At 74.6% G+C, this 26,947-nt stretch carries 23 protein-coding genes; 14 read left to right on the top strand and 9 right to left on the bottom strand.

Features of this window, described 5'->3' with window-relative positions; all coding sequences use genetic code 11:
- Positions 1-19: 19 nt before the first annotated feature.
- Complete coding sequence (locus ACI79A_RS05425) at positions 20-889, bottom strand: inositol monophosphatase family protein (RefSeq protein ID WP_457080740.1); 870 nt, start codon at positions 887-889, stop codon at positions 20-22.
- 75 nt (positions 890-964) lie between these two features.
- On the opposite strand from ACI79A_RS05425, the gene ppgK reads away from it, so the two are divergent.
- On the top strand, positions 965-1,708 hold the full coding sequence (ppgK, locus tag ACI79A_RS05420) for a polyphosphate--glucose phosphotransferase (RefSeq protein WP_457080738.1): 744 nt from the start codon (positions 965-967) through the stop codon (positions 1,706-1,708).
- 333 nt (positions 1,709-2,041) lie between these two features.
- A complete protein-coding gene (locus tag ACI79A_RS05415) occupies positions 2,042-3,352 on the top strand; it encodes an RNA polymerase sigma factor (protein WP_457080736.1) in 1,311 nt (436 codons plus the stop codon).
- 150 nt (positions 3,353-3,502) lie between these two features.
- On the opposite strand, the gene ACI79A_RS05410 is transcribed toward ACI79A_RS05415, so the two are convergent.
- Positions 3,503-4,405: a PaaX family transcriptional regulator gene (locus tag ACI79A_RS05410; RefSeq protein WP_457080734.1), complete on the bottom strand. Its 903-nt coding sequence runs from the start codon at positions 4,403-4,405 to the stop codon at positions 3,503-3,505.
- 400 nt (positions 4,406-4,805) lie between these two features.
- Here ACI79A_RS05410 and ACI79A_RS05405 point away from each other — a divergent pair, with 400 nt between their 5' ends.
- The 3 genes from ACI79A_RS05405 to ACI79A_RS05395 all read left to right on the top strand — a co-directional run bounded on the left by ACI79A_RS05405 (position 4,806) and on the right by ACI79A_RS05395 (position 8,664).
- Entirely contained in the window at positions 4,806-5,030 is a 225-nt protein-coding gene (locus ACI79A_RS05405; protein WP_457080732.1) for a DUF7455 domain-containing protein, read from the top strand.
- Between the two features lie 374 nt (positions 5,031-5,404).
- Positions 5,405-7,537, top strand: a complete 2,133-nt coding sequence (locus ACI79A_RS05400; RefSeq protein ID WP_457080730.1) for a VanW family protein — start codon at positions 5,405-5,407, stop codon at positions 7,535-7,537.
- 77 nt (positions 7,538-7,614) lie between these two features.
- Entirely contained in the window at positions 7,615-8,664 is a 1,050-nt protein-coding gene (locus ACI79A_RS05395; protein ID WP_457080728.1) for a YihY/virulence factor BrkB family protein, read from the top strand.
- A gap of 100 nt (positions 8,665-8,764) precedes the next feature.
- Here ACI79A_RS05395 and ACI79A_RS05390 read toward each other — a convergent pair whose 3' ends face one another.
- The 5 genes from ACI79A_RS05390 to ACI79A_RS05370 all read right to left on the bottom strand — a co-directional run bounded on the left by ACI79A_RS05390 (position 8,765) and on the right by ACI79A_RS05370 (position 15,148).
- Complete coding sequence (locus ACI79A_RS05390; RefSeq protein WP_457075486.1) at positions 8,765-8,992, bottom strand: DUF3039 domain-containing protein; 228 nt, start codon at positions 8,990-8,992, stop codon at positions 8,765-8,767.
- A 219-nt stretch (positions 8,993-9,211) separates the two neighbouring features.
- A complete protein-coding gene (locus tag ACI79A_RS05385; RefSeq protein ID WP_457080725.1) occupies positions 9,212-9,556 on the bottom strand; it encodes a DUF3099 domain-containing protein in 345 nt (114 codons plus the stop codon).
- Positions 9,557-9,714: 158 nt separating this feature from the next.
- The gene (locus tag ACI79A_RS05380; RefSeq protein ID WP_457080723.1) at positions 9,715-10,305 is read right to left on the bottom strand and encodes an HhH-GPD-type base excision DNA repair protein; all 591 of its coding nucleotides are present in this window, start codon (positions 10,303-10,305) and stop codon (positions 9,715-9,717) included.
- Positions 10,306-10,477: 172 nt separating this feature from the next.
- A complete protein-coding gene (locus ACI79A_RS05375) occupies positions 10,478-12,091 on the bottom strand; it encodes a molybdopterin-dependent oxidoreductase (protein WP_457080721.1) in 1,614 nt (537 codons plus the stop codon).
- Between the two features lie 342 nt (positions 12,092-12,433).
- Positions 12,434-15,148, bottom strand: coding sequence for an AAA family ATPase (locus ACI79A_RS05370; protein WP_457080719.1), 2,715 nt, complete (start codon positions 15,146-15,148; stop codon positions 12,434-12,436).
- Between the two features lie 128 nt (positions 15,149-15,276).
- Here ACI79A_RS05370 and ACI79A_RS05365 point away from each other — a divergent pair, with 128 nt between their 5' ends.
- The 7 genes from ACI79A_RS05365 (at position 15,277) to ACI79A_RS05335 (ending at position 22,641) form a co-directional block, all read left to right on the top strand.
- Positions 15,277-16,788, top strand: coding sequence for an MFS transporter (locus ACI79A_RS05365; protein WP_457080717.1), 1,512 nt, complete (start codon positions 15,277-15,279; stop codon positions 16,786-16,788).
- Positions 16,789-16,891: 103 nt separating this feature from the next.
- Positions 16,892-17,125, top strand: a complete 234-nt coding sequence (locus ACI79A_RS05360; RefSeq protein ID WP_457080715.1) for a heavy-metal-associated domain-containing protein — start codon at positions 16,892-16,894, stop codon at positions 17,123-17,125.
- 290 nt (positions 17,126-17,415) lie between these two features.
- A complete protein-coding gene (locus ACI79A_RS05355) occupies positions 17,416-18,201 on the top strand; it encodes an ABC transporter ATP-binding protein (RefSeq protein WP_457080713.1) in 786 nt (261 codons plus the stop codon).
- Between the two features lie 6 nt (positions 18,202-18,207).
- Complete coding sequence (locus tag ACI79A_RS05350; protein WP_457080710.1) at positions 18,208-20,736, top strand: FtsX-like permease family protein; 2,529 nt, start codon at positions 18,208-18,210, stop codon at positions 20,734-20,736.
- Positions 20,737-20,846: 110 nt separating this feature from the next.
- Positions 20,847-21,383 carry an N-acetyltransferase family protein gene (locus ACI79A_RS05345; RefSeq protein WP_457080708.1) on the top strand — a complete coding sequence of 179 codons (537 nt, stop codon included), beginning with the start codon at positions 20,847-20,849 and terminating at the stop codon, positions 21,381-21,383.
- Positions 21,380-22,078: a GNAT family N-acetyltransferase gene (locus ACI79A_RS05340; RefSeq protein ID WP_457080706.1), complete on the top strand. Its 699-nt coding sequence runs from the start codon at positions 21,380-21,382 to the stop codon at positions 22,076-22,078. Before ACI79A_RS05345 ends, ACI79A_RS05340 begins: the two co-directional genes overlap by 4 nt.
- Positions 22,075-22,641, top strand: coding sequence for a hypothetical protein (locus tag ACI79A_RS05335; protein ID WP_457080704.1), 567 nt, complete (start codon positions 22,075-22,077; stop codon positions 22,639-22,641). Before ACI79A_RS05340 ends, ACI79A_RS05335 begins: the two co-directional genes overlap by 4 nt.
- Before the next feature lie 40 nt (positions 22,642-22,681).
- Here the strand turns inward: ACI79A_RS05335 and ACI79A_RS05330 are convergent, their stop codons facing one another.
- Both ACI79A_RS05330 and ACI79A_RS05325 read right to left on the bottom strand, forming a co-directional pair.
- A complete protein-coding gene (locus tag ACI79A_RS05330) occupies positions 22,682-22,819 on the bottom strand; it encodes a hypothetical protein (protein ID WP_457080702.1) in 138 nt (45 codons plus the stop codon).
- A 90-nt stretch (positions 22,820-22,909) separates the two neighbouring features.
- On the bottom strand, positions 22,910-25,018 hold the full coding sequence (locus ACI79A_RS05325; protein WP_457080698.1) for a putative bifunctional diguanylate cyclase/phosphodiesterase: 2,109 nt from the start codon (positions 25,016-25,018) through the stop codon (positions 22,910-22,912).
- A gap of 214 nt (positions 25,019-25,232) precedes the next feature.
- On the opposite strand from ACI79A_RS05325, the gene dtd reads away from it, so the two are divergent.
- Both dtd and sigB read left to right on the top strand, forming a co-directional pair.
- Positions 25,233-25,664 (top strand): D-aminoacyl-tRNA deacylase, encoded by a 432-nt coding sequence (gene dtd / locus ACI79A_RS05320; protein ID WP_457080696.1) that lies wholly within the window; start codon positions 25,233-25,235, stop codon positions 25,662-25,664.
- 247 nt (positions 25,665-25,911) lie between these two features.
- Positions 25,912-26,895: an RNA polymerase sigma factor SigB gene (gene sigB, locus ACI79A_RS05315; protein WP_457080694.1), complete on the top strand. Its 984-nt coding sequence runs from the start codon at positions 25,912-25,914 to the stop codon at positions 26,893-26,895.
- The last annotated feature ends 52 nt before the right edge of the window (positions 26,896-26,947 follow it).

Here is a 26,947-nt window from a genome sequence, read left to right as displayed (position 1 = left end):
GGGCACGGGGGCCCCTTCGTCAGCGCCCCGCGTGCAGCCGTTCCAGCAGCTCCACCAGCGCCCCGGCGACCTGCGGGGCCGCCGCCACCGCCATCGGCTCGGCGAACGGCCGCCCGCCGGTCCCGGTGACCACCAGGCCCGCCTCCGCCGCCACCAGCGCCCCGGCAGCGTGATCCCACGGCTTGAGGTCCAGCTCGTAGTAGGCGTCGACCCGCCCGGCGGCTGCCGCGCACAGGTCCAGCGAGGCGCAGCCGACCCGGCGGATGTCCCGCACCTCGGGCAGCAGCTCGGCCACGACGGCGCCCTGGGCGCGCCGCTGCTCGACGCGGTAACCGAACCCGGTTGCCACCAGTGCGCGGTCCAGCGAGGCCGGCCGGCTGCCGTGCAGCTGGATGGCGGCGGCACCCGGGGCGGTCAACCACGCACCCCGCCCGCGCACCGCGGTGAACAGCTCCCCGGTGGACACGTTGAGCACCACCCCCACCTCGGTCCGCCCGTCGACCTCGGCGGCGATGGAGACGGCGTAGGCCGGCAGCCCGTAGAGGAAGTTCACGGTGCCGTCGATCGGGTCGACCACCCACCGGACTCCGCTGGTGCCCTCGCGGGCCGCCCCCTCCTCCCCGAGCACGCCGTCGTCGGGCCGGGCCTCGGTGAGCCGCCGGACGATCAGCGCCTCGCTGGCGGTGTCCACGGCGGTGACGACGTCGACCGGGCTGGACTTGGTGTCCACCTGGTCGGCCGCGGTGCTCCGGCCGGCCCCGACCAGGGCTGCGGCCTCCTCGGCCGTGGCGCGGGCCAGCTCGAGCAGCTCGGTGCGGAGGTCGGGCGCGCCGGCGCCGGAGGCGGACGCGCTGGTGCCGGACGGGGACGCGCTGGTGCCGGAGGTCATCACGGAGAGGGATCCTGCCCGACCCGCGTGCCCGACCCCTGTGCCGTCACCCCGGGCGGTCGTTAGCCTCCCCCCGTGCAGGGCTTCGGAGTGGACATCGGTGGCAGCGGCATCAAGGGTTGCGTGGTCGACCTGGACAAGGGCGAGCTGGTCGGTGAGCGGGTGCGGATCCCGACGCCGCAGCCGTCGCTGCCCGGGGCCGTCTGCGAGGTCGTCGGCGAGATCGTCGGTCGCTTCGACTGGGAGGGGCGCATCGGCGTCACCTACCCCGGGGTGATGAAGCACGGCGAGGCCTACACCGCCGCGAACATGGACAAGAGCTGGATCGGCACGAACCTGGCCGCGGAGCTCGAGGCCCAGATCCCCGGCACCGTGCAGACGCTCAACGACGCCGACGCCGCCGGGATCGCCGAGATGGCCTACGGCGCGGGCCGGGGCGAGCGCGGCCTGGTGCTCATGCTCACCTTCGGCACCGGCATCGGCAGCGCGCTCTTCATCGACGGGCGGCTGGTGCCCAACACCGAGTTCGGGCACATCGAGGTCGACGGCGAGGACGGCGAGAAGCGCGCCTCCGCCTCCGCCCGCGAACGGGAGGGGCTGAGCTACCCGGAGTGGGCCCAGCGCGTGGACCGGTACCTGGACGTCCTGGAGCTCAGCCTCTGGCCCGACCTGATCATCGTCGGCGGCGGGGTCAGCAAGAAGTCCGACAAGTGGGTCCCGCTGCTCTCCACCCGCACCCGGGTGGTACCCGCCCAGCTGCTGAACGACGCCGGCATCGTGGGCGCGGCGCTCGCCGCGGAGGAGCACATCGGGCAGTGAGGCCGGCCGGACGCCGGGGGTGACCCCGCCGGGGCCGGACGCCTCCCCCGGCGGGGGGACGGCGCAGGTGGCGGCGCCTCTTCCCGGTGCGAACCAGTGGACCGGCGCCGGGGCGTCGCTACAATGGAAGAGCCCCATCACCGCCGCTGCCCCAGCCAGCAGGTCATCCCCTGTCGATCACCCGGCCAAACACCGGGCGATCCACCGTCGGGGCCTGCCGCCGGGCCGGCGTCGGGGCCGCTGCCCGCGGGCCACACGGTCCTCGAGGAACGCACCGCAGTACGGGAAGGAACCTGAGTGCCCGCCGATCAGCAGGGTCCGGAAGCAGCCGCCGTGAGCCGCCCGAGGACGGTCGCCGCGCGCTCCAGCGCCACGTCGCAGTCCACCGCCACCGTGGCCGCCGCGAAGAAGGCCCCGGCCAAGAAGGCCGCCGGCACGACCACGGCGAAGAAGGCCCCGGCGCGCAAGCCGACCATCACCCCCTCCCCCGGCAGCGGTGAGGGCACCGTGCTGACGGCCGTCGCGTCCGACGGCGCGGCCGTCGCCGTCGTCGACGCCGGCGCGGAGGGCCTCAAGCTCGACGAGACCGTCGTCACCGGCAAGGACGGTGTCGCGGTCGCCGAGCCCGAGGAGAAGGAGGCCGAGGGCGGCCCCGACTTCGAGTGGGACGACGAGGAGGAGTCCGAGGCGCTGCGCCAGGCGCGCAAGGACGCCGAGCTCACCGCGTCGGCCGACTCCGTCCGCGCCTACCTCAAGCAGATCGGCAAGGTCGCCCTGCTCACCGCCGAGGAGGAGGTCGACCTCGCCAAGCGGATCGAGGCCGGGCTCTACGGCGCCGAGCGGCTGCGCCAGGTCGAGGAGGAGGGCCAGAAGCTCTCCCCGCAGATGCGCCGCGACCTCAACTGGATCGTCCGCGACGGCGAGCGCGCCAAGAACCACCTGCTGGAGGCCAACCTCCGCCTGGTGGTCTCCCTCGCCAAGCGCTACACCGGCCGCGGCATGGCCTTCCTGGACCTGATCCAGGAGGGGAACCTGGGCCTGATCCGCGCGGTGGAGAAGTTCGACTACACCAAGGGCTACAAGTTCTCCACCTACGCCACCTGGTGGATCCGCCAGGCCATCACCCGGGCCATGGCCGACCAGGCCCGCACCATCCGCATCCCGGTGCACATGGTCGAGGTCATCAACAAGCTCGGCCGCATCCAGCGCGAGCTGCTCCAGGACCTGGGCCGCGAGCCCACCCCGGAGGAGCTGGCCAAGGAGATGGACATCACCCCGGACAAGGTGCTGGAGATCCAGCAGTACGCCCGGGAGCCGATCAGCCTCGACCAGACCATCGGCGACGAGGGCGACAGCCAGCTCGGTGACTTCATCGAGGACTCCGAGGCGGTCGTCGCGGTCGACGCGGTCAGCTTCACCCTCATGCAGGACCAGCTGACCAGCGTGCTGCAGACCCTGTCGGAGCGGGAGGCCGGCGTGGTCCGGCTGCGCTTCGGTCTCACCGACGGCCAGCCGCGCACCCTCGACGAGATCGGCCAGGTCTACGGGGTCACCCGCGAGCGGATCCGGCAGATCGAGTCCAAGACGATGTCGAAGCTCCGGCACCCGAGCCGGTCGCAGGTGCTGCGCGACTACCTGGACTGAGGAAGGACCCCTCTCCACCCCACGCCTCGCAAGCTCGGCGCGGGCCCCTGGAGAGGGGCCATCAAGAGTGGCCGGCAATGACTGGCCGTGCAGGGCCCCCGGGCGATCCGCTCGGGGGCCCTGCTGCGTCCCGGCCCGGGGACGGCGGCCTCAGGCGCCGCCCTCCTCCTCGGGGATCGTGTCCAGGACGGCGTCGGCGACCGAACGAGCCTCCGCGTCGAACTCCGCGTGCAGCGACCGGAACACCTGCTGCGCCCGGGCCGCCGGCCAACCCGGCGGCAGGTGCCGGGCCGGCAGCCGCGGGTCCCGGCGGATCACCTGCAGCCAGTCCGCGTCGAGGGTGAGCTGCAGGGCCAGCCCGGGCAGCCGCGGCCGGTGCTCCGGGAGCTCCCAGCGCTCGAGGAAGCCGGTGTACCGGCCCGCGATCGCCGTCAGGTCCCAGGCGTCGCGCACCATGGCGTCGACGTCGGTCGGTGGCAGCGCACTGGCGGCGAAGACCCGGATGAGCGGGGCGACCGCCGGGTCCTGGCCCACGGCCGTCAGGTCGACCCCGGACGGCGCCACCCAGAGCCCGCCCTGCAGCGGGGCGAACCCGGCCCACGCCAGCTGCGAGCGCAACTCGTGCCGCTGGCGCTGCCAGGACTCGGGCAGCGAGAAGCCGAGCAGCACCCACGTGCCGTCCCAGTTCTCGTTCACCACGCCGGAGTGCCACACCCGCCGGCCGCCGTCGCGCAGCACCTCCTGGGAGCGACGGGTCAGCCCCAGGTAGACCTGCCGCCCACGCCGCACCCGGGTGAGCAGGTCACCGCGGGCCATCCGGCTCAGCGTCGAGCGCGTCGCGTGCTCGGACACCCCGGCCCGTTCCAGCACCTCCAGCAGGCTCCCGGTCGCCACCAGCACACCCCGGTCCAGGACGTGCTCGGCGAAGAACGCCAGCAGCAGCGCCTGCGGCCGCAGGCCCCCGGTGACCACCTCGGTCACGCCCTCGGCCCGGCCGCCGAGCCCGGCCTCGACCATGCCGGCCATCGGATCCGCCTCGTCGGACAGCGCCACGCGCACGACCCTAGCCGGACACCGGGTGGACACCCGCCTGGCCGCTCCGGTGTGCGCCTCGCGGGCGATCCCAGCGCCTCTGACGGGTGACGGCTCGGTGTACGGCGGCACGGACCGGGTAGACGGCGTAGCGTGGGCCCCATCAGAACAGCAGCGGACCCACCGTCGGCCTGAGCCGGCGCAGCACGACCAGCACGTGAACCACCCGGACCGAGTTCCGAAACCAGTGACGTCCCCTGCTGACCCGATCACCAGCACCACCGCACCCCGTCGGTCACGTACTCATCTCATTCGGCGAGTCCGTGCACATCGGAGTGTGGATCGGGAACACGAGGGGCCATCCTGGCGCTGTGCAGGAGGCCGATCCGCAGCCGCGGGTCCGTGCGGTAGAGAGCGAGTGATGAGCCAGATGACCCAGACGCTGACGACGACCCCGCCGACCGACGACCTCGTCGTTCCCTTCCACTGCGACCGCTGTGGGGCTCTGGCCAAGGTGCGCGTGGTCCTCGGCAACGGCAGCGACCTCGTGTTCTGCGGGCACCACGCCCGTGAGTACGACAGCAAGCTCCGCGACATCGCCGTCGACATCATCGACACCGACGGCGAGGCGCGCCTCAGCAACTGAGGAGGGCCTCTATCGTCGCGCCAGCGATGAAGCCCTCACTCGACGAAGCCGCCGACTCCCCGCCCCCGCCTCGCGCGGACGGGGGGCCGGCGGCTTCGTCGTCCCCGGGACGGCCCGGCCGTCCCGATCGAGCAGGAGTACGTGTCATGCCGCAGGACCCCGCCCGAGACAGCGACACGGTGCGACTGCACCCGGACGGCACGGTGAGCAGCGGCCGCCCCACCCCGCCACCGTCCGCCGTCTCCCCGCCCCGCGCTCCGGAGGCCGCCGAGCCCACGAGGCCCACGAGGCACACGGAGGCCTCCGGGACCACGGAGCCCGCCGGCCCCGACGCCGGCGCAGCACCGGACCGCGCTGCAGCACCGGACGAGGTCGTGGCGGCGCCGCCGATCGACGAGACCGCCTCCTGGTCGGCCACCCGGCCGGTCGAGGTCCCCGCCGTCGAGCCGCCCGCCGCCGAGCCGCCCGCCCCGGAAGCCACCGCCCCGGAAGCCACCGCCGCCGGTGACGACCCCGGCCCGGCCGACGGCACCGGCCCGTCCCACCCCGACGCCGACCCCACCCCCGAGGAGTCCACGGCGCTGCTGCCGGCCGGCCCGGGACGGGACGACGGCGGTACCACCGCCGCCGCGGCCCCCACGGCCGGGCACGACGATGGCCCCGATGGCCCCGACAGCGACGGCCCCGACGGCCCGCCCGCCGACGACGCCGGCCCCGGCCGCCCGTGGTGGCGACGGACCGCCGTGCTGGCCCCGGCGGCAGCGGTCGTCGTGCTCGGCGCGGCCTACGGCATCGACCTCGCAGCCTCCTCGGGCGACGTGCCCCGGAACACCGTGGTCGGCGGCGTGGATCTCGGTGGGCTGACCCCGGCGGCTGCCTCGATGCGGCTGGAGGACGAGCTGGCACCCCGCGTCGCCGCCGACCACCCGGTGCGCGCCGATGACGTCGAGGGCGTCGTGCACCCCCCGGCCGCCGGGATCACCCTCGACGTGCCGGCCACCGTGGACGCCGCCGACGACCAGCCGCTCAACCCCTGGACACGGCTGTCCTCGCTGTTCGCCGACCGCACCGTCACCCCGGTGCTCACCGGTGACGAGACCGCGCTCACCGCACAGGTCGACCAGCTGGCCGCCACCGTCGACCAGCCCCCGATCGAGGCGACCGTGGCCATCGAGGGCACCGAACCCCGGGTGGTCCAGGCCGAGGACGGACGCCGCCTGGACCGCGAGGGCGCCGCCGAGGCGATCACCGATGCCCTGGCCAGCGGAGGCGATCCGAGCCAGGTCATCGAGCTGCCCGTCGACGTCGACCCGGCGACGGTGCCCGTCAGCGAGGCCCAGCGGGTGCTGGAGGAGACGGTCACCCCCGCCCTGTCGGCTCCGGTGCGGGTCGTGGGCGCCGACGGTGCCGACTCCGCGGAGGTCACGGTGCCGGCGATCGCCGCATCGCTGACCTTCACCCCGCAGGAGGACGGAACCCTCGACGTCGCCATCGACCCCGACGTGCTGCAGGCACAGATGGGCGACCAGTTCGCCGTCTTCGGCTCCCCCGCGCAGGACGCCCGCTTCGAGGTGTCCGGTGGCTCGATCGCCGTCGTCCCGTCGGTCGACGGGGAGGGCATCAACCCCGCCGACCTGGCCGAGCAGTTGATGCCGGTGCTCGCCCAGCCGGCTCCCCGCGAGGTCACCGCCGTCCTCGGCCCCGTGCCGGCCGCCTTCACCACCGAGCAGGCGGAGGCGCTGGGCATCACGGAAGAGGTCAGCTCCTTCACCACGAACTTCACCAACGCGGCCAGCGGCACGAACATCCGCGTGGTCGCCGCCGAGGTGGACGGCGCGCTGGTGCGCCCCGGGGAGACGTTCAGCCTGAACGGCTACACGGGCCCTCGCGGCACGGCGCAGGGGTACGTGCCGGCCGCGGTGATCAGCGGCGGCGAGATCTCCCAGGCGGTCGGTGGCGGGATCAGCCAGTTCGCCACCACGATGTTCAACGCCGTCTTCTTCGCCGGCCTCGAGGACGTCTACCACAAGCCGCACAGCTTCTACATCAGCCGCTACCCCGCCGGCCGGGAGGCGACGGTGTACGAGGGGCAGATCGACCTCAAGTGGCGCAACGACACCGACGCCGGCATCTACGTGCAGACCGAGTGGGTGCCCGGGTCGATCACGGTGACCTTCTGGGGCACCAAGCGCTACGACATCGAGTCGATCAGCAGCGAACGCCGCAACCTCCGGGCCCCGGCCGTGCAGGAGAAGATCGATGACGGCAACTGCACCCCGCAGTCCGGCTCGACCGGCTTCGACATCACCGTGACCCGGGTGTTCCAGGACCTGAACACCGGCGCCGAGCTCCGGCGGGAGGCCTTCGAGACCCGCTACGCCGCCGAGGCGGTCATCCGGTGCGTCCCGCCGCCGGCCGAGCCGGCAGCCGGCGAGACGGCAGAGGGCGAGACCACAGGGGGCGAGACGGCCGCTCCCGGCACGCCGACGGCGACGCCGGGCGGCTGACGCCTCCTCCTCGCGCGGCGGGCGGCCGGCCCGGTGGACCGGTCACGCGCCGACGGGCAGGCGTGCACACTGAGCGGGTGGCCGCCGCTGTTCCGCGCTCCTCCGTGGAGCAGCCGACCCCGGACCGGGACCTGGTGGACCCGGTGCCCGCGGGTGCCACCCGCGTCCGGCGCACCCGCGTGGCCGGCTGGCCGGCCCCGATCCGGGTGCCGCTGCACGTGCTGGGTCGGACGCTGGCCAAGGCCTGGCAGGACCGCATCCTCGGGCTGTCCGCCGAGGCCGCGTTCTGGCAGATCCTGTCGGTCCCCCCGCTGCTCATCGGGCTGCTCGGGTCGCTGGGCTACCTGAGCTCGTGGATCGGCACCGACGCGGTCGAGCAGATCGAGGCCGAGCTGGTCGCCGCGTCCGCGGAGGCGCTCACCGAGGGTGTCGTGGCCGACCTGGTCCAGCCGACGCTCAACGACATCCTCAACTCGGGGCGGCTGGACATCGTGAGCCTGGGTTTCCTGGTCTCGCTGTGGGCCGGCTCCTCCGCCACGGCGACGTTCATGAACACGATCGTCATCGCCTACGACCAGCGGGACGTCCGGGGCCCCATCCGGACCCGCCTCATGGCCCTGTGGCTGTTCGTCATCGGCCTGGTCATCGCCGTGCTGACACTGCCGCTGCTGGTGCTCGGGCGCGGGACCCTGGTGGCCCTGCTGCCGACCGACTGGCAGGACACCGCCACGCTGCTCGTCGACGCCGTGTACTGGCCGGTCGTGGTGATCGGGCTGGTCCTGGCGCTCACGAGCTTCTACCACGTGATCCTGCCCCGGCGGATCCCCTGGCACCGGCACCTGCCCGGCGGGCTGTTCGCCGTCGGCTTCTTCATCGCCGCGGCGGTGGTGCTCCGCGGCTACGTGGCCGACATCCTCACCACGGCACTGCCCTACGGGGCACTGGCGGCGCCGATCGCGGCGCTGCTGTACTGCTTCCTGCTGGGCTTCTCCATGCTGCTGGGCGCCGAGCTCAACGCCACGGTCGAGTCCCGCTGGCCGGCACCGCGCAAGCGCCACGAGGACCGCCGGCAGCGCCGTCGTGCCGCCAAGATCGAGCTGGAGGCCCACAAGCTCGGCCTGCGCTGATCGGCCCCGCGCCCGGCCCGTCCTCGATGGAACGGCCCCCGGGCCCGCCCCGTCCAGAGGCCCACCCCGAGCTTGCGAGGGGTGAGGAGGACGGGGTCCTTCACTTCTTCAGCTGGTTGTAGACCTCCTGGCAGGCCGGGCAGACCGGGCTGCCCGGCTTCGGGCTCTTGGTCACCGGGAAGACCTCACCGCACAGCGCCTCGACCATGGTGCCCATGACCGCGCTCTCGGCGATCTGGTTCTTCTTCACGTAGTGGAAGACCTCGTTGGCGTTGCCGGTGTCGGCGTCGCGGACGTCCGGGCGCTCGAGGATGTCGGCGCTGCTCATGGGCTGCTCCCTCAGTTCTCGGGTTCGGGCCGGGATCCGGCCGTCACGGGGCGCCACCATGATGACAGGCCGCCCAACGCCTCCACCGGAACTCCGTCCGTCCTCTCCCCCAGAGGTGGACGACGCCCCCGCCGCCGGGGTGCTGCCGTCGGGCACGTGGCCGGGCGACGCCCGAAGGCCGGGTCGCCGTGGTGGTGGCCCGGCCCGGAGCCCGCCGGCTCACATGTCGATGACGCGAGCCTTGCTGCTGCCGGACTCCAGGATCCGGTCCGGCGGGGAGGGCCGGTAGCGGTTCGGGTCGAGCTTCTTCTTCGGCGGGCGGTCGTTGGCCATGACCACCGCGATCCACGGCAGGATCGTGCCGAGGACCGCGAAACCGATCATCAGCCACAGCGAGTACTGGTAGCTGACCGCTGCGGCGATCACGCTGAGGCAGCGGATGCCCATCGTGATGAGGTAGCGCCGCACGCGGGCGTCGTGCTGTTCGGAGAGGCTGGGGGCAGCCTCGGTGATGAGCAGCGGCTCACTGCGCTGCTGTCGGCTGGTCGGCTGGCTGGAGGCCACGGACGCCCTTCCTGGACCGGGCCGGGGGAAGGGCGGCGGTGGTCGGCTGTGGGTCGCGCTGGATGGAACGACCGGCCCCCGGAGCCCCCGGCTCCTCACCCGCCCATCGTGCCACCCGATCGCTCGCCATGCAGGTGGCTAAGCACGAGCCCGGCCGGTCAGCCCCGGGCGACCTTCGCCTCCTTGGCGGCCTGCTTCACCGACTGCTTGTGGGCGCGCACCTCGGCCAGCGAGGCCGGGTCGGTGATGTCGGCGACCGAGCGGCGCGAACCCTCCGCGCCGTACTCCCCCGCCGCCTCCCGCCAGCCCGGCGGCGTGACGCCGTACTGCTTGCCGAGGAGCGCGACGAAGATCTTCGCCTTCTGGGCGCCGAAGCCCGGCAGCTCCCCGACCCGCCGGAGCAGCGTCGCGCCGTCCGGGGCGTCGGCCCACAGCCGCTCGGCCCGGCCGTCGTAGCGGTCGACCAGCAGTTGGCACAGCGCCTGGGCGCGAGCCGCCATGGAGCCCGGGTACCGGTGCACCGCGGGCGGCCCCTGGAACACCTGCGCCAGGTGCTCCGGGTCGGCGGTGGCGATCGCCGCGGCGTCGAGGGTCTCCACCCCGAGCCGGTCGGCCAGCAGGCGGGGGCCGGCGAACGCGCGCTCCATCGGGAACTGCTGGTCCAGGAGCATCCCGAGGAGGAGCGCGAGCGGGTCGCGTCCGAGCAGGTCGTCGGCGGCGTCGTCCTGGGCGATGCGAACGGTGGTCACGTCGGAGATGGTGCCCTAGAGCGGTCCCGCCGCAATCACCTCCGGACAAGGGGGGAACGTCTCGATGACGATCTCCTGTGAGGTCAGGGAAGAGCGCTGATCGGAACACCTCTCCTGCGAACGGCGCAGAACGGTCGGAGTGAATGGTGCGGGTGGGGGGCGATGCGTGAGGTCAGGTGGCCGGGTCGGCGGGCCGGGTCGCGGCTGGACCGCTGGGCTCTCGATGACGCCACGCGGCGACACTCCGCACCGCCCAGCTCGCACGGGTGACGCCCGGGCCGACCAGCCGGCGCAGCGCCGGACCGCCGGGACTGCCGCCGACGTGGACGGTGATGGCGTGGAGGCCGCGCACGCCGTGCGGGAAAGGTGTCGTGGTCGTCCCCTCCTGCCACTGGCCGGTGGTCGTGCGGCACCGGACGCGCAGCCGGTGCGTACCGGGCGTGGCCGCCCATCGGGCTGTCCACGGCCGCCAGGCGTCCGGGCCGAGGTCGACGCCGAGGGTGGCGTCGGTCCACGGGCCGCCGTCGGTCTGCAGCTGCACGCGGTCGACGCCGACGGGCGGTGCCCAGGCGTAGCCGCGGATCGTGGCCTCGCCTCCCTGGACGTGGGCGTGCCGGCCGGGGGCGTCGATGCGGGAGGACGGGTGCACCGGGTAGGTGCCGTCGGTCCAGCCGCGCGAGCCCCAGTAGGACGGTGGAGGTGTCGCGGTGACGGTCAGCCGCCGCAGCCACTTGATGTTGCCGTCCTGCCCGTGCCGGCCGGAGACGAGCAGCCGGGCGGGACCGCCGTGCTCGCGGGGCAGCGGTTGGCCGGCCATGCCGACGGCGAGGAAGCCGTGCCGGCGGGCCGCGTCGAGCGGGAGCACGTTGGTGTAGCCGTCGACGGCCTCGGCGACCAACCAGCCGTCGTCGTCAGTGACGCCGGCCCGCTCGAGCAGGTCGGCCAGGCCGACACCGGTCCAGCGGGCGCAGCCCATCCGGTCGCCGCCGACCGGGTTGTGCACGCAGATCATCAGCAGGTCCCGCTCCTCCAACGGCAGCGCGAGCACCTCGGGCAAGGTGAGCGACAGCGGCCGTTCCGCCTCGCCGTCCACCTCGAGTCGCCAGGTCTCCAGGTCGGTGCGCGGCTCGGGGACGGTGACGTCGATGACGACCAGCTCACCGGGCTCGGCCAGCAGCGGGGCGACGCCCGGACACCGGGCGGCGTCGGCGGCAGACACGGGCGGCAGCGGCCGGACGGGTGCGGGCAGTGCCACCTGGTCGCGCAGCGCGGCGGCGCCCCGACGACGCGCCCGCCGGTCGGCGGCCACGACCGCGCCCGTACCCGCCATGGCGGCGGCCAGCACGGCCGGCGGCGGTACCGGCAGCGGGGCGACCGCGGCCGCGGCGGTGAGCATGCCGGCGGCCGTGGCGGCGGCGGTGTCCCGCGTCGAGGCGTCGCCGCGGCGCAGGGCCAGGTAGCCGCCGACGGCGTGCGGAGCAACGGCCAGGGCGGCACCGAGCAGCGGGCGGCGGCCGGCCACGGTGCCGCCAACGGTGGCGGCGAGGCCGCTGGCACCGGCCGCGAGCACGGCCAGGCCGGGTTTGTCGGCCCGGCCGACGAGGCCGACGCCGCCGTCGACGAGCATCGCGGGGGCGGCGTCGACCAGGCCGCGGGCCAGACCGGAGGACGGTGAGCGGCCACGGCGCGTGGCGGAAGCGGCGATCTCACCGGCCGCGGCGGCGAGCAGCCCGGCGAGCAGGCCGGTCCGCGCGGGACGTGCAGCAGGGGTGGGGTGGTGGGCCATCCAGGGCTCCTCAGGTGCGCGGTCGGTCGCGGATCAGTGGCTCGGTGAGCTGAGGCCGACGCTAGGAACGGACCGCCGGCGTCACGCCGGGAGAACCGCCGGGATTGCCGGGGCCGGGCCGGTGGGCTGCTGCGGCCCGGCGGCGACCGCGATGAGCCGGGCGGCCAGCGCCCGGCGTGAGCGCCGAGGAGGCGAGCCGGGCGGAGCCGCGGCAGGTCTGCCCGGGCAGGCCGGGAACGTGCCGGCCGGGCACGTCGCGCCGGCCGGTCCGGGCACCCGGGGAGAACCGCCAGGTCGGTTCCGGGCGCCGGCACGGCGACGGAGCAGGCCCGAGCCCTGCGGCTAGTCGACCGGAAGAGCGGTGAGCTCCGCCCGGGAGGCCACGCCGAGCTTGCTGAACACGTTGCGCAGGTGGAAGTCGACGGTGCGGGGGGACACGAACAGCCGCGCCGCGACGTCCCGATTCGACAGGCCCTGCCGGACGAGTGCGGCGACCTGGCGCTCCTGCGCGGTCAGTTCGGTGGTGGTGGTGACGTCGCGGCGGCGGGCGGTCTCCCCGGAGGCGCGCAACTCCTGGGCGGCCCGTTCGGCGTAGGGCGCGGCGCCGAGCTCCTCGAAGACGGTGAGCGCGGCCCGCAGGTGCTCGCGGGCGTCGACCCGCCGTCGGGTGCGCCGCAGGTGCTCACCGAAGGCAAGCTGGGTGCGGGCCCGGTCGGGCAGCCGCGGCGAGGCGGCGTGCGCATCGAGGCCGTCCAGGAAGTGCTTCTCGGCGTCCGGGCCGTCGGCGAGCAGCGCGCGGCCGTGCTCGGTGACGGCGACCGCCGAGGCGATGCCGGTGGCCGCGGCGAACTGCTCGACCTCGGCCAGCCACCTGCGCACGACGTCGGTCCGGCCGGCGCGGACGGCGATGTCGAAGACGTCCAGGGCGGCCATGCGGCGCAGCATCGGGTTCTGCAGCTGCTCCAGGTGGTGCAGCGCGGGCGCGGGCCGGTCGGCGCCGCGCAGCGCCTGCGCCCAGTGCGCCAGGTCGGTGACGAGGCTGTCGGTGATGCCGACCGGGTGCGCCGCGCGGACCGCGGCAACGTCGGCGAGGTGGCGGTTGGCGGCATCGTCCCCGCGCAGGGCCGCGATCACCGCCAGCTGCGCGGTGGGCAGGGCGGTCAGCCCAGTGGAGCCGGTGCTCGCGGTCAGCGGCAGCGCCTCGGCGGCGGCTGCGGCGGCTCTCGTCCACGCCCCGGTCGCCAGCTGCGCGGGGAACCCGCGGGTGAGGGCGTGCTCGACCATGTTGAGCGCGCCGGCGCGGCGGGCGGCGGTCAGCTGCTCGGCGTGCAGCCGCAGGCTGCGCTCGTCGTCGTCGATGAGCCAGGCGGCGATGCCGAGGTTGGGCTGCAGCACGTGGTCGCCGTCGAGCGCCTCGGCGTCGGTCAGGTCGAACGCGCGCCGGAACGCGGCCGCGGCGTGCGCCCAGTCCCGCCGGCCGACGGCGGCGAACCCCTGCAGCAGCTCCCAGGCAGCCCGGCCGGTGGCCGGTGCGTCGGCGGGAGGTTGGCCGACCAGCGTGGCGGGGTCGACCGGGCGCGGGGAGCGCGCCCCGAACGCCGACAGCGCCGCAGCGAGCATCGCCAGCGGCCGCGCGGTCGCCTCGTCGGCTGTGGCGGCGAGGGTGGCGGCCTCCAGGACGAGGTCGTAGCCGTCGTCGAGGGAGTGGGTGTTCCACTCGATCTGGCCCTGCAGCAGCAGCAGCCGTGCGCGCTGCACCGGGTCGGTGAGGTCGGCCGCGGCGGCGGCCGCCAGCCCGGCGGCGTGCGACGGATGGGCGCCGAGCCAGGCCGAAGAGGCAGCGGAGAACAGCCGCCGGCCGCGGGCGGCGCTGTCGACGGTCAGTTCGGCGGCGCGGGCCCAGGCGGCGGAGGCGGCCTCGTGTCCTCCGCGGGCGGCGGCGCGCTCGGCGACGCCGTCGAGCGCGCCGACCACCGTCTCGTCGGGCCGATCGGCCGCCGCGGCCAGGTGCCAGGCGCGCCTGTCGGGGTCGGCGCCGAGGACGTCGGCCAACGCTCGGTGGGCAGCGCGGCGCTGCGCGCTGGTGGCCGCCCGGTACACCGCCGAGCGGACCAGCGGGTGGTACAGCGCCAGGGTGTCGCCGTCGACGCGGAGCAGCCCGATCCCCTCTGCCTCGTCCAGGGCGGCGTCGGCGATGTCGAGACGCGAGGCGGCGTCGCGGACCACGGTCAGCCGGCCCGTGTCGTCGGCTGCGACCAGGAGCAGCAGCCGCTGGGCCGGCGCGCTCAGGCGACGGACCCGGTCGAGGAACCCGCGCTCGACCCCGCCGGTCAACGGAAGCGGGGTCGGCAGCGGCGCCCGCCCGGCCAGCTGGTCACCGGTCAGCGCGGCGGCGAGCTCACCGAGCGCGAGCGGGTTGCCACCGGTCGCGGCCACCAGCCGGTCGCGCACCGCCGGGTCGACCTCACCGTTGCCCTGGGCGGTCAGCAGTTCCTCGGCGTCGGCACCGCTCACGCCACCGAGCACGGCGGTGGGCAGGTCGGGCGCCTCGAAGCCGTAGGCCTCGCCCTCGCGGGCGGCGAACAGCAGCGCGACGCGCTCGGCCTGCAGCCGGCGAGCGACGAACAGCAGCGCCGCGGCCGAGGCGTCATCGAGCCAGTGCGCATCGTCGACCACGACCAGCACCGGGGCCTCCTCGGCGGCGTCGGCGAGCAGGCTCAGCGTCCCCAGGAACGCCAGGAACCGATCGCCCTCGCCGTCGGCCTCGCCCAGCGCCGCGCCCAGCGCGGCGGCCTGCCGCGCCGGGAGCGCGTCCAGGCGGGCGCGCAGCGGCCACAGCAGCCGCTGCAACGCGGCGAACGCCAGCGGCGACTCCGACTCCACCCCCGACGTGCGCAGCACACGCATGCCGGCCGCGGCGCTGACCGCGTCGGCCAGCAGCGTCGACTTGCCCGACCCGGCCACGCCGCGGATCACCAGGGATCCGCCGGCCCCGGCGCGGGCGGCGCCGAGCAGCGCAGCGATCGCCGCGCGTTCGGCATCCCGTCCGGCCAGCACGAACGGGACCGTACCGACCGCAGCGGACAGGTCCCGTGATCGTGATCCCGGTGGTTTTCCCGGCGTGAGGGCCCTCGACGGCGGCGAGCGTGGCAGCCAGACCCGCAGCCCCATTCCGAGGAGGAGCCATGTCGGCCCACCCCACCATCGAACCGGCGGCGCCCGCTCACCAGCACCCGCACGCCTGCGGCCACGGCCACGCGGCACCTGCCGCGGACGAGCCGCGCCGGCCGTGGACGGTGTTCGCGCTGATGATCGCCGCCCAGTTCATGGTCATCCTGGACGTGTCGGTGGTGAACGTCGCCCTGCCGTCCATCAGCGAGTCCCTGCGCCTGTCGGCCGCGGACTACCAGTGGACGATCAGCGCCTACGTGCTGCTGTCGGGCGGGCTGCTGCTGCTCGGCGGCCGGATCGCCGACCTGCTCGACCGGCGCCGCGCGGCCCTGGCCGGTATCGCCCTGTTCACCGCCGCGTCGCTGGTCAGCGGCCTGGCGCAGACCCCGCTCACGCTCATCGGAGCCCGGGCGGCGCAGGGTGCCGGTGCGGCGCTGCTCACCCCGGCCGCCTTGTCGATCATCATGACCGCCTACGCCGGAAAGCAGCGGCAGACCGCGCTCGCGGTGTGGGGCACCGTCGGCAGCCTCGGCATCGCCGCCGGCGTGCTCTTCGGCGGGGCGCTGACCAGCGCGCTGGGCTGGCGGGCGGTCTTCTTCATCAACGTGCCGATCGGCATCGCCGTCGTGCTCGGCACCCTGCGCACCGTGACCCGCGGCAACTCGAGGACCGGTGCGCTGCGCCACCTCGACGTGCCCGGTGCGCTCACCCTGGTCGGCGGGCTGCTGGCCCTGGTGTTCGGCATCGAGGCCACCCGCTCGGCCGGCTGGGCCGCGCCGCGCACCTGGCTCGCGCTGGCCGCCGCCGCCGCCCTGCTCACGACGTTCGCCCGGCTCGAGCGGCGCGCCGCCGATCCGCTCATCCCGCCGGCCACCTGGCGGATGCGGTCGCTGGTCTCGGCCTCGGCGGTGATGGCCGGTGTCACCGGTGTGGTGGTCGGCGCGATCTTCCTGACCTCGCTGTACCTGCAGGCCATCGTGGGCTCGACGCCGGTCGTGGCCGGCTTGCAGTTCCTGCCGCTGGCCGCCGCGATCACCCTCGCCGCCGCCGCCGCGTCGAAGGTCATCGGCCACCTCGGCGCCCGCACCCTCATCCTCGGCGGGTTGGTCGTGCTGGCCGCCGGCGTGCTGCTGCTGGCCACGAGCGCCGGCGGCACCTCCTACGCCGCGCACGTGCTGCCCGGCTTCCTGCTCGTCGGTGCCGGCGTCGGCCCGATGTTCGTGGCCATCGCCGTCGCCGCGATGAGCGACGTGCCCGCCGAGCGCTCCGGGCTGGCCTCGGGGCTGATGATGACCGGCCACGAGATCGGCGCCGCCCTCGGCGTCGCCGCGCTCACCGCCGTCGCCGGCAACCTCGCCACCTCCGCCGGGCTCATCGACGGCTACGGCCGGGCGTTCGCCGTCACCGCCGCCGTCCTCGCCGCGCTGTTCGTGCTCACCGCACTCGCCGTTCCCGGCGGCAAGCCCCCGGCCGGCACCGCCGGCCACGGGCACGGGCACGGGCACGGGCACGGGCACGGGCATTGACCCGGCCGATCCCAGTACAGATACCGGCGATTTCCCCGGTGAGAGGCACCCACCCGGCGCCGAGGCTCCTCCCGACCGACGCCGCACGCACCAGGAGCTCCCCATGCTGTCCGGCACCCCGCGCACCTTCATCGGCGCTACCACCTTCCGCGTGACCGGGATGACCTGCGCGCACTGCCGCCAGGCGGTCACCGAGCAGGTCGCCGCCGTCGACGGCGTCGAGACCGTCACCGTCGACCTGTCCAGCGGCATGGCCACCGTCACCGCCACCCGGCCGGTGGACCGCGCCGACATCGCCGCCGCGATCGAGGCGGCCGGCTACCGCGTCCTGCCCTGACCGCCCGGCGGCGGAAGCCCGCGATGCTCCCGCCGCCGGCGCTCCCCCACTCCCTGCACCGCCCGCACGAAGGGACACCCGCCGTGAACCTGCTCCCCGAGGAGCTCTTCCACGCCCGCCAGGCCGAACTGCTCCGCGACGCCCGCACCCACCGGCTCGCGCGGGCGGCCGGGGCCCGCTCCCTGCGCGCCGCACCCGCTGACCACCCGCCTCACACGCCCCCAGGAGACGCCATGCCCGCCCGCCCTCTTCTCCCACCGCACCCTCGGCCCGCCTCTGCAGGAGAGACCATGACCCGCTCCTCCGCCGTCCCGGCCGCCGCGACGACGGAAGACGAGCCGCCGATCGCCGCCTGCGCCATCGACCTGGTCAAGACCTACGGCCGCGGCGATGCCACCGTCCGAGCCCTGGACGGCGCCTCGGTCGCGATCCCCGCCGGTGAGTTCACCGCCGTCATGGGTCCCTCCGGGTCGGGCAAGTCGACCCTCGTGCACGCCCTCGCCGGCCTCGACGCCGTCGACTCCGGCCGGGTCCTCCTCGGCGACACCGACCTGACCACGCTGTCCGAGCGCGACCGCACCCTGCTGCGTCGCGAGCGGATCGGCTTCGTCTTCCAGGCGTTCAACCTCATCCCGGCGCTGACCGCCGCCGAGAACATCAGCTTGCCGCTCACGCTCGCCGGCAAGCGCCCCGACCCGGCGTGGCAGGAGGAGCTGGTGGCGATGCTGCGCTTGGGTGACCGGCTCGACCACCGCCCGGCGCAGCTGTCCGGGGGGCAGCAGCAGCGTGTCGCCGTCGGCCGGGCGCTGATCGCCCGCCCAGAGCTGGTCTTCGCCGACGAGCCGACCGGCAACCTCGACTCCCGCGCCGGCGCCGCGCTGCTGTCCTTCCTGCGCAACGCCACCCGCACGCTGGGCCAGACGATCGTCATGGTCACCCACGATCCGGTCGCGGCCGCCTCCGCCGACCGCGTCGTCTTCCTCGCCGACGGCCGCATCGTCGACGAGCTGCCCGACCCCACCGCCGAGACGGTGCTCGCCCGCATGGCCGGCCTCGACACGCGAGCGGGGGTGTGAGCCGAGATGTTCCGTCTGGCTTCCGCCAACGCGCTCGCGCACCGGTCCCGGCTCGCGCTGACCTGGCTGGCCGTCGCGCTCGGTGTCGCGTTCGCCGCCGGCAGCCTCGTGCTCACCGACACCAGCAGTCGGCTGCTCGACGAGCAGTTCCGCGCCACCGCCGCCGGCGTCGACCTCACCGTCCGGGGTGCGGCCGCCTTCGACGCCGCGATGGGGGTCGAGGTGCAGCGCGACCCGCTACCGGTCGGCCTCGCCGACCGCATCGCTGCCACCCCCGGTGTCGACCGGGTCCGGGCGGTGGTCTCGGGTCCAGGGCAGCTGCAGGTCGACGGGCAGTCCGTGGGACTGGCGGGGCCGACCATCCTCGCCTCCTGGGCCGAGGCCCCGTTCACCGCCTACAGCCTGCGGGCCGGCCGCGCCCCGGCCGGTGACGGGGAGGTGGTGCTCGACTCGGCGACCGCCGCCGAGCACGGCATCGCTCTCGGCGACACCGTCACCGTGTCGGCGACCGCCAGCCGGCAGCTGCGCGTGGTCGGCCTGACCGGCGTCGGAGACGGCGACGGCCTGGCCAACAGCACGGTGGCGCTGGTCGACCTGCCCACCGCGCAGGCGCTGCTCGACCTCAGCGCCGGAGTCACCTCGCTCGACGTGCTCGCCGCCGACGACGTCGCCGTGACCGATCTGCGCGGCGATCTGGCCGCCGCCCTCGGCGAGGACTACGCCGTGGCCAACGCCCAGGACGCCGCCGCCGCCAGCGCCGACGCCGCCAAGGAGAGCATCGACTACCTGCGCATCGTGCTGCTGGCGCTGGCCGCCGCCGGTCTCGTCGTCGGCGGGTTCCTGACCGCCAACACCTTCGGCATCGTGCTCACCCAGCGCGCCGGGGAGCTGGCGCTGCTGCGTGCCGCCGGAGCCACCGGCCGGCAGGTGTTCGTCTCCGTGCTCGGTGAGGCGCTGCTGGTCGGCGTCACCGGCGCCGCGGGCGGCACCGCCGCCGGAGTCGGCGCCGCCTACGCCCTCCGGGGGTTGGCCTCCGGCGTCGGGTTGGCGCTGCCCGACGGCCCGCTGACGGTCACCGCCCGCACGATCGTCGTCGGGCTGGCCGCCGGCACGGTGATCACGCTGCTGGCAGTGCTGGGTCCGGCCCGACGGGCTGCCCGCACCGCGCCGGTGGAGGCCATGCGTAGCTCCGCCCCGGTGCCGACGGCCCCCCGACGCGGCCGGCTGATCGCCGGCTGGGCGGCCTCCGCGCTCGGCCTGGCGGGACTGCTTGCCGCCGCGCTGCTGCGCGACATCGCCGGCGTCGCGCTGGGCGCGGTGCTGCTGCTGTTCGGCCTGATCGTGCTGGGCCCCGTGCTGACGCCGCGGCTCGCGCGCGCGGTCGGCCGGCCGCTCACCGGCCTCGGCGTGCCCGGCCAGCTGGCCCGGGAGTCCGTGGTGCGCAACCCGCGGCGTACCGCAGCCACCGCGATGGCCCTGGCGCTGAGCCTGGCGCTGATCGGCTTCGTCACGGTGCTCGGCAGCTCGGTGAAGGCCATCGGAGCGACCACCGGTGAGGCGATCACCGCCGACCTGCTGGTGCAGAGCAGCCGCGACGAGATGCTCGGCGGACTGTCCCCGCAGATCGCCGCCCGCGTCGCCGCCCTGCCCGAGGTCGCCACCGTCTCCGCGGTCCGCTACGGCCACTGGCTCGACGCCGGCACGACCAGCGCGCTCACCGCGGTCGACCCGGCCACCCTGCCCCGTGTCGCCGACATCGACATGACCGCCGGCGACCTGGCCGCCCTCACCGACGGCGGCATAGTGCTCGCCGACGGCGTTGCTGCCGAGCGCGGCCTGTCCGTCGGCGACACTCTCGCGCTGACCCTCCCGCGCGACGGTGACCAGCGGCTGCGGGTGGTCGGGCTGATGGCCGACGACTCCGCCCGCGCGCTGTCCACCAGCTACGTCATCTCCCTGGACACCTACGCCGCCCACTTCAGCGAGAACGTCGACGCCACCGTCTACGTCGCCCTCGCCGACGGCACCGACCCGGACCACGCGCGGACGGCGCTGCGCACAGCGGTCGCCGACTTCCCCAACGCCGAGGTGCTCGACCAGGCCGAGGCCGCGGCCGGTCGCGCCGCCGCCGTCGACCAGGTGCTCGGCCTGATCACCGTGCTGCTCGCTTTCGCCGTCTGCATCGCGCTGCTGGGCATCACCAACACCCTGGCGCTTTCCATCGTCGAACGGACCCGCGAGATCGGGCTGCTGCGGGCGGTCGGCATGACGCGCGCGCAGCTGTCGTCGATGGTCCGCGCCGAGGCGGCGCTGATCGCCGCCGTCGCCGCGGTCGTGGGGATCGGTCTCGGTCTCGGTCTGGCCGCGGCCACCCTGGCCGGGTTGTCCGGGGACGGCCCGTTCGTCATGGAGGTCCCCGTGGTCCGGCTGCTCGCCGTCGCCGCCGTGACGGTGCTCGCCGGCCTGGCCGCCGGTCTGCTACCCGCCCGCCGGGCCGCCCGGCTCGACGTGCTCACCGCCATCGCCGCCCGGTGATCGCCCGGTACCGGGCCCAGCTGCACCCGGGCCAGGCACCGGCACCTCCCCGCTGCGACCGTCCGACCTCCACCCCAGCCCGAGTCCACGCCACCCTGCAGGAGCCGACCATGACCCATCTGCCCGCGGCCGGCAGCAGCGCCCTCGCCGTGTCGACCCCGCCCGTCGCGATCCGGCGGGCCGCACCCGCCGACGCCGCCGTCGTCGCCGCGATGGTCGGCGAGATCGCCGCCCACGAGGACCAGAGCGCACACGTGCACGTCGATGTGGAGCAGTGGCGCCGGCTGCTCGACCGCCCGGAGGTCATCGTGCTGCTCGCCGAGCGGGCCGGACAGGCCGTCGGCTACGTCTCCACCCTTCGCCGGATGCACCTGTGGACCGGCGGCGACGTGCTCGACCTCGACGACCTCTATGTCCGCCCCGGCCACTGCGACGGCGGCGTCGGTCGCCAGCTCATGGCTGCCCTCGCCGCACTCGCCGCGCCCGACCAGCTGCTCATCCGCTGGGGCATGGAGGTCGAAAACATCGAGGCCCAGCGCTTCTACCGCCGCCTCGGCGCCACCTTGCGGCCGAAGGTGCTCGCCGCCTGGACGCCCGCCGCCTACCGCCATCTCACGTCAGCCCGCCCCCAGCCGGAGGACCGATGACGCTGCACCTGCGCCCGGCCACGGCCGGCGACCTCCCGGGCGCGGCCGCGCTCCTCGCCGACGCCTTCGCCGACTACCCCTGGACCCGCTGGACCGTCGCCGCCGACGACCACGACCGGCAGCTGACCGCACTGCAGCAGCTGTACCTCACCGCCGTCGCCCTGCCCTACGGACACGTCGACCTGGGCTGCACCGAAGACGTCCCAGCGGCGGTCGCCGTCTGGCTGCCCGGCACCGCCGTCCCCGACCAGGCGTGGCACGAGATCGGGCCGGCGGTCGCCGACCTCGCCGGTGACCGCGCGGCCACGGCCGCCGTCGCCGACGCCGTGCTCGCCCCGTACCGGCCCGACGGCGAACACCTGCAGCTGGCCAGCGTCGGCGTGGGAAGGAGCTACCAGGGGCGGGGCCTGGGGGCGGCCGCCCTCGGACCGGGGCTCACCCGCGCCGATCGATCCGGGCTGCCGGTGCACCTGGAGACCAGCGCGCCGCGCAACGTGCGCTTCTACCAGCGCCTCGGCTTCACGGTGACCGACGTCGTCGACCTGCCCGACGGTGGTCCACGGACCTGGCTGATGCACCGTGCGCCACGCCCCGTCGACATGGGCTCCGCCGACGTGGGCTCCGCCGACGTGGGCTCCGCCGACGTGGGCTCCGCCGACGCCGGGACGGCGGTCGGAGCGGAGTCCTTCCGGTGAACGGGTTCCTGATCGCACTCATCGTGGCCTGCGAGGTCGGCTTCTGGTGCCTGCTCGGGGCCGGCCTGATCGCCCGCTACCTCCTGCGCCTGCGCCGCACCAGCGCTGTCCTGCTGGCCGGCGCCCCGGTGCTCGACCTGGTCCTGCTCATCGCCTCCGTCCTCGACCTCCGCTCGGGCAGCACAGCCGCCGCCGCGCACGGGCTCGCCGCCGTCTACATCGGCTTCTCCGTGGCCTTCGGGCCGGTCACCCTGCGCTGGGCCGATCAGCGCTTCGCCCACCGGTTCGCCGGTGGCCCGCCACCCGTCCGCCCGCCGAAGTACGGGCAGGCACGGGCCCGCTACGAGTGGCAGCTGTGGGTCCGGGCACTCGCCGGGTGGACGGTGACCTGCGGCCTGCTCGGCCTGGCGATCCTCGCCGTCGACGACCCGGCCCGCACCTCGCACCTGACCGGCTGGATCAACGGCCTGACCGCCGGGGTGATCATCTGGGCGCTGGCCTGGCCCCTGCCCTACGCCCTCTGGCCGAAGACCCACCGGTCACGATGCCGCACCCAGTCGTGACCGGTGCACGATCAGGCCGGTCACCGGCACCGCTCACCGCTCAGGAGCCACTTCGCGGTCGGTCACTGCTTCGCCGACGCATCTGCTGGTCGAACAGCATGCCCAGCAGCAGGGCCAGCGGGTCACGGCCGAGGAGTTCGTCGGCCGCCGGGTCCTGGGCGATGGTCAGGGTGGGCACGCGGGAGATCCTGCCTCACCCACGGGACACGACCTCACCCACGGGACACGGCGCCGCGTCAGCAGCTCCCGTCGGTCGCCGTCCCGTCGCTCAGGGGTTGTCGTCGCCCTGCCGGACCGGGAGCGGCACGTGCCGGGGGTCGCCCGGTCGGGCGAGCAGGTACCCGCACGCGGAGTCGACGTCGAGCTCGCGGAGCACCGTGAGCTGGGGAAGCGTCTCGACCCCCTCGGCGATGACGTGGGCGCCGATGGCGTGGGCGAGGGTGACGATGCCGGCCAGGACGGCATGGCCTCGGGGGCTGCCCAGGTCGGCCACGAAGGACCGGTCGATCTTGATGACGTCGGCGGGGAAGCTGGCGAGCCGGGCCAGGGAGCTGTAGCCGGTGCCGAAGTCGTCGATGGCGATCGCCACCCCCAGTGCGCGGACCTCCGCCAGCGTGCAGGTCAGGCGTGAGCTGTCGGCCAGCGAGGACTCGGTGACCTCGATGCCCAGTCGGTCGGGGGCGAGGCCGACGCGGTCCAGGTGCGCCGTGAGCAGCTCCGGCAGCCCCGGGTCGGCGAGCTGCTGCGCGGAGACGTTCACCCAGACCCGCACGCCGGGGACGTGCGCCCAGGCCGCCGCCTGCTCCACCGCCTGGGCGATCACGCGCTCACCCAGGCGGTGGATGAGCCCGGCGTCCTCGGCGACGGGGATGAACTCCTCGGGCGACACGACGCCCCGTTCGGGGTGGCGCCACCGGACCAGCGCCTCGACGTGGCTGATCGAGTCCTCGCGCAGGTCGAACGCCGGCTGGTAGTCCAGGTACAGCTCGTCGGACTCCAGGGCGCGCCGTAGGTCGCGCTCTACCTCGACGCGGTGCACGGACGCGCGGTGCATCTCCTCGTCGAACCACGCCGCCCGGTCCCGGCCGGCGTCCTTGGCCCGGTACAGCGCCGCATCGGCCTCCCGCAGGAGGGTGCCGAGGTCGGCGGCCCCGGCCGAGGACGCCAGCCCGATGCTCGTGGTGACCAGCAGCCGTGCCCGGACGTCGACCGGCGCACGGACGACGGTGACGACCTGCTGGGCCAGCGCGTCGACCGCGGTCCGCGGGGTGTCGAACAGCGCCAGGATGAACTCGTCGCCGCCGAAGCGCGCCACCAGGTCCCCCGGCCGCGCAACGGCGGACAGGCGGCCGGCGATCACGGCCAGCAGCTGGTCCCCGCTGCCGTGCCCGAGGCTGTCGTTGATCAGCTTGAACCGGTCGAGATCGATGAACATCACGGTGAGCCCGGCGTCCGGCCGGCCGAGGAGGACCTCCTGCACCTGCCGGAGCAGCCCGAAGCGGTTGAGCAGCCCGGTGAGCTCGTCGTGCGTGGCACGGTGGGCCAGGTCCAGCTGCGCCTGCTCCGCGGCCTGCCGGGACCTCCGCTCGGCGGCCAGCAGCTGTTCCCGCTCGGCCTCCAGCGCCTTCCGTTCGGCGACGTCGCGGAAGTAGATGCCGATGCCGCCCCGGCGCAACGGGTAGACGCGGACCTCCGTCCACAGCTGCGCCCCACCGTAGAAGTCCTCCAACGTCTCGGGCCGACCGGTGCTCATCACCCGCCGGTAGGCGTCCTCGAAAACGGTGCCGTCCAGCGCGGGGAACGTCTGCCACAGATCTCCACCGAGGACGTCGGCACGGCGCACCCCCAGGCGGGCCTCCGCCTGCGCGTTGATGTAGGTCACCCGCCAGTCGACGTCCACGCCCACGTACATGTCGCTGATGGACTCCAGGCTGTCGACCACCTCCGCCGCGGCCCGCCTGGTCTCCGCCGTCCGGGCGGCCTCGGCCTCCTCCGCAGTCAAATCCCGGAAGGTGACGTAGTCCCGCCGACCCGAACCGTCGAAGAACTCGGCACTGGTGAGCTCGGCCGGGAAGGTCGAACCGTCACTGCGCCGCACCCGGAGCACGCCTCGGAAGAAGCCCTCGCGGGTCTGGGCCTCCACCGCCGCCGTCCAGCGGCGGTCCCGGCGGTCGGCGATGCCGTCCCGACCGATGACGGTGAGCTCCTCCTCGGTCCAGCCCAGCAGCTCGCAGGCGCGCGCGTTGGCCCGCTGGATGCGCCCGTCCGGCGTCGCCAGCAGGGCGCCGTCGACGCCGTGGACGAACAGGGACTCGAACACGGTGGTCGTCAACGGGTCGTGGACCGGGGGGTCGGTCAGGGGGGACGTGGCGACCATGTCAGGACCGTCGGCAGCGGGCATCTACAGGTTCATCCAGTTCCACCATCGGGGTGAGGCATGACGACGTCGTCGTCAACGTTGCCATCGACGCCCCGCCAGCGCCCCTGCAGGCAGGAATCGACGCGGTCATCGCCCTCCACCCGCGGATCGACAGGACGCCCGCGGGGCGCCACCCCACCGGCCGGCACCGGCCCGCCGTCAGGATGGTCCGGTGCGTGCGGTGGTGACGAGGGTGAGCTCGGCGTCGGTCACGGTGGACGGCGAGGTCGTCGGGGAGATCGGTGCCGGGCTGCTGGCCCTGGTCGGTGCCGGCCGCGACGACGACGCCGACCGGGCCCGGGCGCTCGGCAGGAAGCTGCACGAACTGCGGGTCTTCCCCACCGACGACGGCGCCCGGTCCGTGGGCGACCTGGGCCTGCCGGTGCTGGTGGTCAGCCAGTTCACCCTCTACGCCGACACCCGCAAGGGCCGCCGTCCCTCCTGGCAGGACGCGGCGCCCGGCGAGGTCGCCGAACCGCTGGTGACGGAGGTCGTCGCCGAGCTGCGCCGCCGGGGGACGGTGGTGGCGACCGGGCGCTTCGGCGCGCGGATGCAGGTGGCCTCGATCAACGAGGGCCCGATGACCTTGCAACTGGAGGTCTGATCCGGTCAGCACCGGGTACGGGGAAGAGTGCTGTCAGTCACACCTGGCCGTTGCCTGTGAGTTGTCCGGGGTTGGAACACCCTTCCGGTCCGGTCCGTTGCACACGACGTACCACAACGGACATCACGGGCGGAGAGCCACCCCGGGCGCCACCGGGCCGACGCTCTGACCGACCACGCCGGGATGTGCAGCGAGCCGACGACGGCCGCGGTGCATCCGGACACCGAAGCAAGGACGAAGACTCATCGTGACGCTGCTGCAGTCCTCCACCACCGACACCCTCGAGGTGCGCTCGCCGCGCCGTGCCCCGGACACCAGTGGCCTGGTGTCGACGGACCTGGTGCGCGTCTACCTCAACACCATCGGCAAGACCGCGCTGCTGACCGCCGAGCAGGAGGTCGAGCTGGCCAAGCGGATCGAGGCCGGCCTCTACGCCGACCGGCTGCTGGGCGAGAAGAAGCTCACCCCCGCGCTGACCCGCGACTACAAGCTGCTCGCCGCGGACGGCAAGGCGGCCAAGGCGCACCTGCTGGAGGCCAACCTCCGGCTGGTCGTCTCGGTGGCCAAGCGCTACACCGGTCACGGCATGACGTTCCTGGACCTCATCCAGGAGGGCAACGTCGGCCTGATCCGCGCGGTCGAGAAGTTCGACTACACCAAGGGCTTCAAGTTCTCCACCTACGCGACGTGGTGGATCCGTCAGGCCATCACCCGCGCCATGGCCGACTCCGGCCGCACCATCCGGCTCCCCGTGCACCTGGCCGAGCAGGTGAACAAGGTCGTGCGCACCCGGCGCCGGATCCACCAGGAGCTGGAACGGGAGCCCACCCCCGAGGAGCTGGGTCTCGAGCTCGACATGACCCCCGAGCGGATCACCGAGCTGCTCGAGTACTCCCGCGACCTGGTCAGCCTCGACCAGACCGTCGGCGCCGACGAGGAGTCACGTCTCGGCGACTTCATCGAGGACGCCGACGCCGCGGTCGCCGAGGACGCCGTCGCCTTCCAGATGATGAAGGGCGACGTGCGCAACGTCCTGGAGACCCTGGAGGAGCGCGAGCGCGACGTCGTGATCATGCGCTTCGGTCTGGACGGCGAGCAGCCGCGCACGCTGGAGCAGATCGGCAAGCGGTTCGGGCTCTCCCGCGAGCGGGTGCGCCAGATCGAGCGCGAGACGATGACCAAGCTGCGCGACCCGCAGCGCGCCGACGCCCTCCGGGACTACCTCGGCTGACGGCCTTCCGGCCGTCACCGCGGCCAGGTTCCGTGCCGCTGTGGCGCCGAGC

The organism is Modestobacter sp. SYSU DS0657, from assembly GCF_054050925.1.
This window is presented reverse-complemented; position numbering and strand designations above follow the sequence as displayed.

Bases quoted from the DNA above. Each gene is read 5' to 3' on its own strand.
- ACI79A_RS05360 (WP_457080715.1), top strand. From the start codon at position 16,892: ATGCTGTCCGGCACCCCGCGCACCTTCATCGGCGCTACCACCTTCCGC.
- ACI79A_RS05355 (WP_457080713.1), top strand. From the start codon at position 17,416: ATGACCCGCTCCTCCGCCGTCCCGGCCGCCGCGACGACGGAAGACGAG.
- ACI79A_RS05405 (WP_457080732.1), top strand. From the start codon at position 4,806: ATGAGCCAGATGACCCAGACGCTGACGACGACCCCGCCGACCGACGAC.
- ACI79A_RS05425 (WP_457080740.1), bottom strand. From the start codon at position 889: ATGACCTCCGGCACCAGCGCGTCCCCGTCCGGCACCAGCGCGTCCGCC.
- ACI79A_RS05375 (WP_457080721.1), bottom strand. From the start codon at position 12,091: ATGGCCCACCACCCCACCCCTGCTGCACGTCCCGCGCGGACCGGCCTG.
- ACI79A_RS05340 (WP_457080706.1), top strand. From the start codon at position 21,380: ATGACGCTGCACCTGCGCCCGGCCACGGCCGGCGACCTCCCGGGCGCG.
- ACI79A_RS05345 (WP_457080708.1), top strand. From the start codon at position 20,847: ATGACCCATCTGCCCGCGGCCGGCAGCAGCGCCCTCGCCGTGTCGACC.
- ACI79A_RS05390 (WP_457075486.1), bottom strand. From the start codon at position 8,992: ATGAGCAGCGCCGACATCCTCGAGCGCCCGGACGTCCGCGACGCCGAC.
- ACI79A_RS05325 (WP_457080698.1), bottom strand. From the start codon at position 25,018: ATGGTCGCCACGTCCCCCCTGACCGACCCCCCGGTCCACGACCCGTTG.
- ACI79A_RS05350 (WP_457080710.1), top strand. From the start codon at position 18,208: ATGTTCCGTCTGGCTTCCGCCAACGCGCTCGCGCACCGGTCCCGGCTC.
- ACI79A_RS05365 (WP_457080717.1), top strand. From the start codon at position 15,277: ATGTCGGCCCACCCCACCATCGAACCGGCGGCGCCCGCTCACCAGCAC.